Source organism: Mesorhizobium sp. M0408, from assembly GCF_040321495.1.
In the GTDB taxonomy this organism is placed as follows: domain Bacteria; phylum Pseudomonadota; class Alphaproteobacteria; order Rhizobiales; family Rhizobiaceae; genus Mesorhizobium.
The window spans coordinates 1-10,637 of sequence record NZ_JAMYRO010000064.1 but is presented as its reverse complement, the minus strand read 5'-3'; the positions used below and the strand labels follow the sequence as shown (position 1 = coordinate 10,637).

The window sequence follows — 10,637 nt, the reverse complement described above, 5'->3', positions numbered from 1 at the left end:
GGTTCGGTCTTCGTTGCCTTCGACTGAAGACGCTAAACAATCACCCAGTTGCGCCTGACCGAGTAGTGGTTGCTGCCGAATTTGAGGGCGAAACTCTATGAATCACGCGAGCCCATGCCGACGCGCGTGAACAGGAGGCCCGGAACCTCGACAGCCGGATTCGCGACGGACCGATCACGACGCACCGGAGTCGCACAGTCAGGGACGTGCCGTCACTGTGCGTGCCGCGCGGCCACCGCGGCCGGCGGTGACTGCTCGGTCCGCGTCGCAACACCTAATGTCGACGTAGCCGCCCGCAAGATAGCAGTCCAGGCTCGGTGCATATCACGCCGAGCAAAAGAACCCTCTTCCCAATATCTGAAATAAATCGGAGGCGGGAGGCGGAAGAGACGAGCGCGGGCCGGCGCGATCACGAAGGGTTATCGACTACATGCCCCATCTGCATGATGTTTGCGTGGCGTCGTTGACTACTGTGTTGCCTGCGAAGTAGGAGAACAGCAATGGCCACGACGATTGCGGGCCCGATTGGAAGTCAAGACAAGGATTGGACGTCTGCAGAGACTGCCGCCGGCCGGAACGTCGGCCTCTCCCTTCGGCGGGGGGTTCGCGGAAGATGCCCGCGCTGCGGTCGCGGTCGCTTGTTTTGCGCGTTTCTCAAGGTCGGCGACCATTGTTCTGTCTGCGGCCTCGATTTCACGGGCCATCGGGCTGACGATCTGCCGGCATACTTGGTGATCGTCATCATCGGCCACGTCTTGATCCCCGTCATTCTCTGGATCGAGGAGGACTACGCACCGTCGCTTGCGTTCCAACTCGCAGTCTACCTTCCGATTTCGATCTTGGCCTCGCTAGCCCTCCTTCAGCCGGTCAAGGGCGCCGTCGTGGCGCTGCAGTGGTCACTCAAGATGCACGGTTTCGGAGAGCATCCGCCCGACGACCCCGGCGCGTGAGCCGACGTTGTCGCAACCGTCGGAGTTCTAGGGCCAAACGGCTTCCTCCACCTGGGCCACGCAAGGTCGATCGTTCTGAACTACGAGCTAGCAAAAGAATTTGGCGGCCGCTGCCTCGATGACACGAACCACGCTAAGGAGAAGGCGGTGTACGCCGATGCTATCAAGCGTGACGTGCGACTGGGCACAGGGCACTGCATTTCGCCTTAGACTATTTCGAGCAGCTCTATGCTTGGGCCTGCCATTTTGTCTCCAGCGGGAAAGCCTTCGGAACGCCAGCTTTTCGGCGCCGACCAGCACCGGCGGAATCTGGTCTCTCTCGTCCGCAATGGCCAGGATCGGATAGGCATTCCGGACGGCGAGTCCGACCTGGCTATCGACGATGTCGCTGCCATCGCTTGCGAAGTCGCGTGCAAGGAACAACACGAACACCCGGGGGGAACCGTCCGTCCTAGGGGCCATCGCGGATCGAGCGCAGCTCGCAACCATTGAGGCTTGCGCTGCGCCCGGGAAGGACGAACCCAAGCTTGAGCAGGTTGACGAACGATGCTTCGAACCCGACGACAGTGAAGCCGAGCGTGCTTTCGATGCTGCGAGCTTGGGAAATGGCACACAGAGACGCACCGCTGCCGAGATGTGCCACGATAACCCGGCCGTTCGCAATCTCCGGTGCCACTTCGCAGAGACGCCCGAAGACATACTCATAAGACAAGCCGTGAAAGCCGTAGCGCCGCACACCCTCGGCGAAGAAGTGCTCGGGAATTGCGTAGTTGGTTTGCTACGAGACTATGCCCTCGATGGAACGAAGTATCGAAGCAGGCAACCTTGGGGCAGGTCCGCCGGCGATCCACCACCGCATGGATCGGTGCAAGACTGTTCGGTTGATGCAGCGGAGCTAGCGGCACGTAGCGTTCTAGATCGCGAAGGACTTCTTTATTGATCAGCACCGGCTGGCGTAGTCGGGGCCGCCGTGGACGACGCGGTGGCCAGCCGCAACAAGCCGGCCCTGGTGCCTCTCACGCAGCCAGGCTCCGACGACTCGCATAGCCGAGGGTAGGGAGAACCTTTCTCGGGCCTCTTCCGATGGCAAACACCTCGAATTTCAGGCTTGAAGATCCGGCGTTGACGACGAGGATCGTATCCATGGCGTCACGTGCTAACAAAGAACGCAGCATGGCGGCGCACATTCTTGTCTGCCCGCTTCCTGAAGGCTTCTACTGTCCGACATGTGCCAAACACCCGGGCTGTTCCCATGCGATGAAACGCCTGCCTGCATCCTACAGCCAGCCCCCCGCGAATCCGGCCCTGCGCAGCCCGGTCACGATCGGCCGGCACCGGCGCATGATGTTCCAGAGTAGGCCCGTCCTGTAGTTTTCCGTCATCAGCACGACCGGGCCCTGGTCTATGCCGAAATGGCAGGGACTGACCCACCATCCCGTATCACTGCCTTCTACTTTGTAGGTCCGGTTGAAAGATGGCTTGAATCCGTAGAGACGGGTCATGCCGAGTTTCATTCGCGCAAAGTGCCACACGGTCGGAATGACGATTTCCGGAGCGAAGGGCAATGAAGCGACTACCACCCACGGCGAGACAGTCCCGTCGTCCGGTCCGAAAGGCGCGCCGCGGGCGATATAGTCGAAGAATTCCCTTTCCACGCCATCGACATTGCGTTTGACCCAACCGGGTCCATCGCTTGCCGTGAACCCCCAGCAATGTTCGCCATAGCCGACAAAGCTGAGCGGATTGCGGATGGCATATTCCTGCTGGACGTAGGTCGCGTGGCAGCTGTTCTCGAAATAGTCGCTGTTGTGGTCGCGCATGAACCGGTCGCGTATACCCCGGAAGTCGATCCACATATGCGAAAGCTGGTGGGTGAAAAGCGGGCCTGAATAAAGTAGTTCGCGTCCGTAGATGTTCCTCCAGTCGTACGTTTCGGTGTAGGCAAAATAGGCTTCGGGCGGCAATGGATAGGTTGGCGACCCAAGGCCAAGAATATAGAGCAGAAGGCCCTCGTCGTAACCGCGCCACCGGTAGGGAATAAAGCCGTTTTCCGGCCGCCATCCATGGGTCAGCGTAAGACCGCGGTCGCAGGCCCAGTTCCAGTCCGCCCGCTCGTACAGTGCATTGGCGACCCTGCGAATCTCCGCCTCTTCGGCTGTCTGGCCGTCGAAGTATGTGGCGACAGTCAGTGCGCCGGCGAACAGGAATGCCGAGTCGATGGTGGACAGTTCGCACTGCCAGACCCGGCGGCCGGTTTCGATGTCGAGGAAATGATAGAAGAACCCTTTGTAGCCGGTTGCGTCGGGCTCTGGTCCCTGGGGACATCGCAGCAGGAATTCCAGCCGCCTCAGGGCGATCTTGGCCGCAAACTGCCGGATTATGATGCCGCGTTCCACGATGACCGGAATCGCTGCCAGCGCCATCCCGATTGCGGCGATGCTTGCCGGAGCACCTTGCTCGGTCTTGTCGCGAACGAGTCCGTTGTCGGGGTTGGTGCCGTGGAGATAGTACAGCAGCGTCGTGAACTGCAGACGGGCGAGATCCTGGTCGGTGGGCATCCGAAGCAGTTCTGGCGCGGTCGAAAGCATCTGGGACATATGTCTAGCCGAGGATCACTCGGACGTCGTGGAAACGACCATCATTGGTAAGCGGCACTTTTGTGTCCGTCAGCGGTTCGTCATCCAGCACAATCGAATGCACCCCGCGGCAGACTCCGGCCGGCCGATCCCGTATACCATGTCCAGCCGCCACGTCCGGTATGTGGTGGTGCGCCGTAGACATCGGCGCTGACGACATGGGGCTCGACCATGTTCTCAAATTGCCCACGAAGATTCTCGCGCCGATTAAGACTCTTGAGATGGACATGCTTGCAAACGGCTACCGATTTTCGCGCGGCCGAACGTTGGCGATCGCCTTCGTAAAGCGCAGGCTTTGGTCAGAGGTCCCCAACAACTCCGGAACGGCCGTTTCGGACGACGATGAATTCCCTCGGTCGAGATCGACGCGCGCGTAAGTACAGCGGCCAGTTCGCCATGATGGTCCACATGGTGTCGCTAGAGGCCGTTGCCATTCGTACGGCGGCCGTGCCGCAGGGGGCGTTCCGCGCCTATCCCAGCGCGCTAGCTCGATTGCGCAGTGGTTCGGCTCTACAATCCGAGACATAAGCCGACAGAACAAACACTCGGGCCACCGCTCGGCTATGCGAGCGCACAACGTTTGGCCTTGCGGGCCGCCTGACATGCGGTTCAAGCCGCGCGAAAGGTTGCCAAAGATTGTCATTGGCTCATCCATGGAATTGCTGACGACGCGTCATCGTGGTCTGAGATGAAGGCGAGCAGGTCGGCATTCATCTGATCCCGGTGCGCGACTGCGATGCCGTGCGGCGTCCCGGAGGCGGGAAGGTTTTGTTTTCGGCTCGTGGCCGAAGCAGCGAGATGTCGTCCGGCTGCAACTGCGACGCTTAAGCCGGCCAAGAAGAAGACGTCGCGGCGGGGTCCGCCAACGGAAAAAAGTCCATCCTTACTCATCGCATCCATCCACAGTGGGTGGCTTTGAACATCGGGCTCACCATCACGATCATCGCGTCGACCTGCACGGTCGCATTCGGGGAGGGGCGAGCGAAGGAGCGGCGACACTCGATGACCGTGATGGCTTGCGAAGAAAATGCGCCGATCCGGGCCGCAAATCTATTCTACACAAGGTCTGTGATGCGATACACATCGTCTGTGATGCGATACCAAGGTGTAGGCAGGCACGCAAAGAGATGTGGCTAGCCCAGACAGGCAAGCTCTCATAGACGCAAGCCAACCTAGGATTGGATCGGGGCGCTTCGATTATCGGCCATCGTTCATCGCCAGGCTGTTCGTTGATGTCGTCAGAGGCCGTTTGGAAAATCGGAACAATTGGGATTGAACGAAGCCGCTATCGCGGCATTTGGCGGATCGGTTTGCGGGTGACGCTTCTGTTTTGAAGGATTGCGGCTGTTGAAGCGCAATCTCGAGAACAGGAGCAATGAGATGGTCGGGTTGAGCCCACTTTGTCGGCGCATGATCCAGGACATGACGATCCGCAATCTGTCGCCGGCCACGCAACGATCCTACGTACACGCGGTGGCGAAGTTTTCCCGCCATTTCGGACGCTCTCCGGACCGGCTTGGCCTTGAAGACGACCGCGCTTTCCAGGTGCATCTGGTCTCCACCGGGATCTCGTGGCCTGCGCTGAACCAGACGGTGTGCGCATTGCGGTTCTTCTACGGCGTGACGCTCGGCCATGCTGAGATCTATCAGATCGAGATCCATCTGCCGTCCGACAATCTATTCCTGCTGAAGGAAACTAGCGACTGGAACCCCGACACCAGTCCCTACTATGCTGCGATGGTGCGCAGCTTTGCACCCATCCAGCCGCCACTCGAGAACTATCTCGAGGTCTTGGCGGCGATCGGCCGGGTGCCTACAAGGTGCATATGGCGCTTGACGCGGACGATCAGAGCCTTGCTCAAAGTCAGATTACTGCGCTGGAACCGGTCCGGGTGGCGATTGGCACTCTGCCAGCGCCGGCCCAGACCATGCCGTTGGGCGCGAGCCACCATGTAGCGGGTGGCATGATCATGGGCGTCGAACGGGCGGCCTCCATGAGACGAGTACGGCCGAGTTCGCTCTATCAAGGGACTGGTTGTATGTGACGCGGCCACTTGGCCGTCGGTTTCGCCCGCCAATCCGCACCTCACCATCGTCGCGCTGTCCCGTAGACAGGCGCGTCAACTCGCATCGGAGCTTTAGCACGAGATGCACGACGCCACCCTTTCTTACGCGACGCCCACAGAGGCTGTCCGAGTGTTTTGTGGTTTCCCAAATGCCCAACTTGCCGAGCCGGCGTTCTTCCGCCAACTGGGGCAGACATTCATGCCCGGCACCTCTTACATGCTGCAACCCATGGGCCTAGCAGCGTATCTTCCTGGCGTGTTGTCCCAACCTGCCGCCGGGCTGCCACACGAGTTTGCCCTCATATGCTATCCGTCGAAGGCCGTCTGGGACCATGCCATGAACCAGACGCTCCGTGGCCGGGTTTACACCCAGACGCACGGCGAGGTGTACGCGATGCCACCCTCCGGTGCCGCGTTCCCGGTCCGGATCGACCACCTTCCGCCGCTTAGCCACACGCTATGACCGACGTGCCATCCATTCCTCAGCTTCATCCAACTCGCCTGCGCTATGTTATGGATGCGATGAATGTCGATTCAGCCTAAGAGCGCGGTCAGACCGAGCGAGCGGTATTGGCGAGACCATGGCTGATCCACTGCGACCGCACTAGAAACACTAACAGCGGCGACAGACGGTAAAGCTAGGATAAGCTGGGCCATAGCGGGCTGCGCATCTTTCGGCGGGTTAGGTCAGGGAGACGTCCCTATCGCTCATTTGCACTCACCTTGTGTCGGCATTGGCGAAAGTGATCGCTTGCATTAGATTGTGGTCGGAGCGCCCTGCGACTTCGGGCTAGTGAGATCGGACGATCTCGTCGGCAAGTAGGAAAGGCACCACATTCTGGAAGTCTGATTGCGAATTAGAGGCTGGCGAACTCGAAATTGCCGCCCATCGCGGGCTTTCGACGTGAGGCGAATATGTTTGTGGAAGGGTCAGCGGCCGGCTTACGGGCGGATGAGTTTGTGCTCTCGAATCTTTCGCCTAGCGTCGCTCAAAGGCGGTTCGCGCTTGGCGTTGTGTTAGTGCTGCTCGTTGTCTTTGTCATCGTGGCAGGCCCGCTCTCTGGCCTGCCACTGAGGCGGGTTGACGCCTTTATACCCGCCTACGGCACTGCGATTTTCGTCATCGACTCTATCACCGCAGCCCTGCTCTTCGCGCAGTTTTCCGTCCTACGCTCGCATGCGCTCCTCGCACTAGCGAATGGCTATTTCCTGACGGCGCTCATCGCAATTCCTTGGACCCTCACATTTCCAGGCATATTGGCGCCGGAGGGCGGCCTTGGCGGCGGGCTCCAGAGTACGGTTTGGCTCTATGTCCTGTCCCACGCCGGTTTCGCCCTGTTCGCGATCGTCTATACACTGCTGAAGGATGCCGATCCGATGGGGGCGCTGTCGCCACGCTCCATTCGTGCGAGGGTCTTTACGACCGTCGGATCAGTTACTGCGCTCGTCTGTTGCGCAACAGTTTTCGTTACAGCAGGCCATGCGTTCCTCCCGCGCATCATGCTCGACACAGCGGAGGTTTCCTATCTCTGGTACTACGTGGTCGGACCGATGACGGGATTATTCGTCGTCGCGCTTGTCTTGCTATGGCTGCGGCACCGCTCGGTGCTCGATCTCTGGCTGATGTTGGTCTTATTCGCATACATCATCGAGATCGCCCTCACCGCCTTTCCTATCCCGTACCGCTTTAGCGTCGGCTGGTATGCCGGGCGAGTTTACGGCGTGTTTTCCGGCAGCTTTGTGCTGCTCACCCTGATGAAAGAAGTGACGATGCTATACGGTGAACTGCTGCGCGCAGTCGTTGCCCAACGCCGCGAGCGCGAGGTGCGTCTGCTGACGGGGGACGCGGTCGCAGCCACCGTGGCGCACGAGATCAAGCAGCCATTGTCGGCGATGACTATGGACGCCAGTACGAGCCTGCGCTGGCTTGATCGCGCGACGCCCAACATCGATGAGGCCAAAGCCGCATTACAGCAAATCGTGAACAACGGGCACCGTATGGGCGCGGTGATCGATAATATTCGGACGCTTTTCAAGACCGAAGCACGAATCCGGACTTCGCTCGACGTCAACAATCTGATCCGCGAAGCTCTGGCGCTCGTGCGCTACGACCTGCAGAAACATCGGGTAGCGGTTCAAACCGACTACAACCAATCGCTCCCACCGGTAGAGGGCAACGAGGTTCAGCTGCAGCAGGTGCTCGTGAATTTGATCACGAACGCGATCGATTCAATGGCCACTGAAGATGGGGACCGGGTACTTTCCTTAAGGTCTAAAGTCTGCGACTCCAGCATTCTGATGGTGTCGGTGGAAGACGTGGGGAAGGGCGTCGAGCCGAGCACTATCGATCTGATATTCAAACCGCAGTTTACGACCAAGGCGCACGGGATGGGGATGGGGTTGTCGATTTGCCGGTCGATCATAGAGGCCCATGGGGGGCAGTTGTGGGTGACCGCCAATCTGCCCCGAGGTGCCATTTTTCACTTCACGCTGCCCGCCCACCGGCAGCACTAGCGTTTCATTCCTCACGCCTGCGCCGCCGCCGCTCTCCGGAATGAACTTGACGCCGCCCTTCCCGAGGGCAACCAAAGCGTGCCTCATGCGCCATTTCCGATCCCAGCTCGTTTCCTGGGAAAGCGGAGAGCGGTTGCCGAGAGACCGTTTCGAATGTGGCCACTACGGCACCGCCAGCCCGCCATCGTGAGAAAGCCGGGAAACTCTACCTGCCGGCGGTCCAGAGAATGGTATCGCAGCACCGTGTGCAGGGACAGGAGAAACCAATGAAAGATAATTATGGTAGCGGCTTTCCTCGTGCTAGCAGCGGCCACGCCAAGCTTGGCACAGTCTTACAGCGCCGGCTGGGGCACCGGCAATGTGATCGATCAGCTGCTGCTCGAGAAGCCAATGGCGCATATGGACATACCATGTCAGCCCCCCGGACCGTGGTGCAGCGGCATTCGCTTACGCGAGCCGTCACATGAAGCATCATAAGCGGCTGACTCACGGCGACTCGGTCGGTGCCAAGAAGAGAGGAAACTGATTGATTGAAATCTGCTCATGACGTGAGTGGCGAGATCATAATTTTATCTTAGCGGCGCTTCGGCTAGGGTCGGGGTGCGTTGATAGCAATCCGCATGTACCGAACCTCCTGGCCCGTTAGCCGATGCTTCGGCTCCCACGGCGCAATCCGCAATGCCTGCTCCAGCAACTCCATCGATCCGCCCATCTCGCTGGTGTGTATGACGAGCGCACCAATGTCTCGCTGGACAAGCGCGAGATCATCCGCAGAGTAGCTTGCAGATTGCGCGTCTTGGCGGCGATCACCGGGCCAAATTTCGTGAACCATGACCCGTGCCTGAGGCAGTACCGACCGGTGCAGTCTGGCGATGAGTACGAATGCGCACATAGATTTGCAGTCAGCATCCGATAAAAGCTTAGCTCGAGCGATATCCCCGTTCCTTTTGAGATCAATCACTCGCCCGACAGTGGTGTCGAGCCCAAGTTGTCGGATTGCACGGCCCAAAGCGATGGCCCCATGTACCGAACCACCGTCTGAGTTGAGCACAGTCGCCTTAGCGCCCGCAATAACGCACGGGCGGCCCAGAATTTTCTGGAGATGCAGCCGCCGGACCAGGCGAGGTCAGAGAAGCGCTCTCCTGTGTCGCTAGCGAGGCCGATCGAGCCGGAGAAATCATCGATCGCATCCGAGAGCAAATCAAGAAGGCGCTCCGAAAAGAGCGTTTCGTTCTTAATGCGGCAATCAATGAGGTGATCATAATGGCCCGAAGCGTGACCGACGGGAATGGTGTTTCGGTCCAGATCCGGCTATCGGCAGAATTGGCTAAGGTTCTGAGAGATCACGTTCAGCTACAACAAGTCTTGCTGAACCTGATTTCTGAACGCGGCTGAGGCAATGGGCTTGGTTGAGGAGGGACCAAGAGAGCTGTTGATCAGCACCGAACAAGATCTGGCAGGCGTCTTCGTGGCGGTGCGCGATTCCGGTCCCGGTATTGATTCGGCGCGTCTCGATCGAGTCTTCGACGCCTTCTACACCACGAAGTCGAGTGGGACAGGCATGGGGCTGTCGATATGCCGCTCAATCATGCTCATGGGGGCAAGCTGTGCGCGGAAGCGAATGAGCCTCGTGGCGCTGTATTTCAGTTCACCTTGCCCGGCACCGACGGCGAACTCACGAGTCCGCTTCAGGTGGGTCACCGGACCTCAGAGCTGCGCAAACGCATTGGGTGAGACGCTCTTCGTCAACTGGCTTGCCCAGGTAGCATACGACCCCGTCGTTCATGGCGCGAGCCCGGTCAACATCATTGGGGAAAGCGGTCACGAGAATTGTCGGTATCGCGCGGTCCGTATCGATGAGGCGTCGATGGAGCTCGAGCCCCGTCATGACAGGCATGTTGATGTCGGCGATCAGACAGGCTGTTTCGGCGACGCGCGGGGACGCGAGAAATTCGGTTGCAGACGAAAAAATCTCGACAGTATAGCCCAGCGCTCTCATGAGCCTACCCATGGACTCACGAAAGGACCGATCATCTTCAACAACCGACACCAGTGCCTTGTTCATCATGCGCCTATAGCCATTCGCAGACCCGTCGTGCGGGCAGCCAGTTATGCAACTACAGTGGCGCTCCGCATCGAGTCGTCTGAGAGAATGGCACCCGTGTGCCGCCCGTGCGTCGTAAACTTTGGCTTATGTTGACGATGATCGCGAAGCCAATTCGGCATGGCTTGTGATCGACGCTTCCGCCGGGCCAAAGCAGTCGCGGGATCGCAGCGGGGAACTCTAGGACCAGTCCCAGCGCTGTAAGCCTTCGTATGATCGTCCCACCCCTTTGGACGCGTCCAGATGATGGCGCGATCGGCATCGAGGTTGGTTGTCCTGATGAACAGCCGTTGGCCTTTGACCGGCTCCTGCGCAATCTTCGCCAGAACGGCATTGGTGATGTATTTGTCCTCATTTTCGCGAGCGG

Annotated in this window: 7 protein-coding genes and 4 pseudogenes; 7 read left to right on the top strand and 4 right to left on the bottom strand. The window is 59.3% G+C overall.

What is annotated here, in order from left to right:
• Positions 1–500 precede the first annotated feature (500 nt).
• Together NKI67_RS33445 and NKI67_RS33440 are read left to right on the top strand one after the other, a co-directional pair.
• Positions 501–950 (top strand): DUF983 domain-containing protein, encoded by a 450-nt coding sequence (locus NKI67_RS33445; RefSeq protein WP_352649100.1) that lies wholly within the window; start codon positions 501–503, stop codon positions 948–950.
• 51 nt (positions 951–1,001) lie between these two features.
• On the top strand, positions 1,002–1,160 hold the full coding sequence (locus NKI67_RS33440; RefSeq protein ID WP_502909385.1) for a glutamate--tRNA ligase family protein: 159 nt from the start codon (positions 1,002–1,004) through the stop codon (positions 1,158–1,160).
• Positions 1,161–1,509: 349 nt separating this feature from the next.
• Here NKI67_RS33440 and NKI67_RS33435 read toward each other — a convergent pair.
• The 3 genes and pseudogenes from NKI67_RS33435 to NKI67_RS33420 form a co-directional block, all read right to left on the bottom strand.
• Positions 1,510–2,095 (bottom strand): annotated as a pseudogene (locus tag NKI67_RS33435) (acetate/propionate family kinase); the annotation flags it as partial.
• A 132-nt stretch (positions 2,096–2,227) separates the two neighbouring features.
• On the bottom strand, positions 2,228–3,547 hold the full coding sequence (locus NKI67_RS33430) for a glucoamylase family protein (protein ID WP_352649098.1): 1,320 nt from the start codon (positions 3,545–3,547) through the stop codon (positions 2,228–2,230).
• A 678-nt stretch (positions 3,548–4,225) separates the two neighbouring features.
• Positions 4,226–4,477 carry a hypothetical protein gene (locus NKI67_RS33420; protein ID WP_352649096.1) on the bottom strand — a complete coding sequence of 84 codons (252 nt, stop codon included), beginning with the start codon at positions 4,475–4,477 and terminating at the stop codon, positions 4,226–4,228.
• 489 nt (positions 4,478–4,966) lie between these two features.
• On the opposite strand from NKI67_RS33420, the pseudogene NKI67_RS33415 reads away from it, so the two are divergent.
• The 5 genes and pseudogenes from NKI67_RS33415 to NKI67_RS33395 all read left to right on the top strand — a co-directional run.
• A pseudogene (locus NKI67_RS33415) lies at positions 4,967–5,230 on the top strand (phage integrase N-terminal SAM-like domain-containing protein); the annotation flags it as partial.
• Between the two features lie 366 nt (positions 5,231–5,596).
• Positions 5,597–5,728, top strand: a pseudogene (locus tag NKI67_RS33410) (GMC oxidoreductase); the annotation flags it as partial.
• A 6-nt stretch (positions 5,729–5,734) separates the two neighbouring features.
• Positions 5,735–6,115, top strand: a complete 381-nt coding sequence (locus NKI67_RS33405; protein WP_352649094.1) for a hypothetical protein — start codon at positions 5,735–5,737, stop codon at positions 6,113–6,115.
• Positions 6,116–6,531: 416 nt separating this feature from the next.
• Positions 6,532–8,166: a sensor histidine kinase gene (locus NKI67_RS33400; RefSeq protein ID WP_352649092.1), complete on the top strand. Its 1,635-nt coding sequence runs from the start codon at positions 6,532–6,534 to the stop codon at positions 8,164–8,166.
• A gap of 1,399 nt (positions 8,167–9,565) precedes the next feature.
• Positions 9,566–9,721: pseudogene (locus tag NKI67_RS33395) on the top strand (ATP-binding protein); the annotation flags it as partial.
• A 120-nt stretch (positions 9,722–9,841) separates the two neighbouring features.
• Here the strand turns inward: NKI67_RS33395 and NKI67_RS33390 are convergent.
• Entirely contained in the window at positions 9,842–10,234 is a 393-nt protein-coding gene (locus NKI67_RS33390) for a response regulator transcription factor (RefSeq protein WP_352649090.1), read from the bottom strand.
• Between the last annotated feature and the right edge of the window lie 403 nt (positions 10,235–10,637).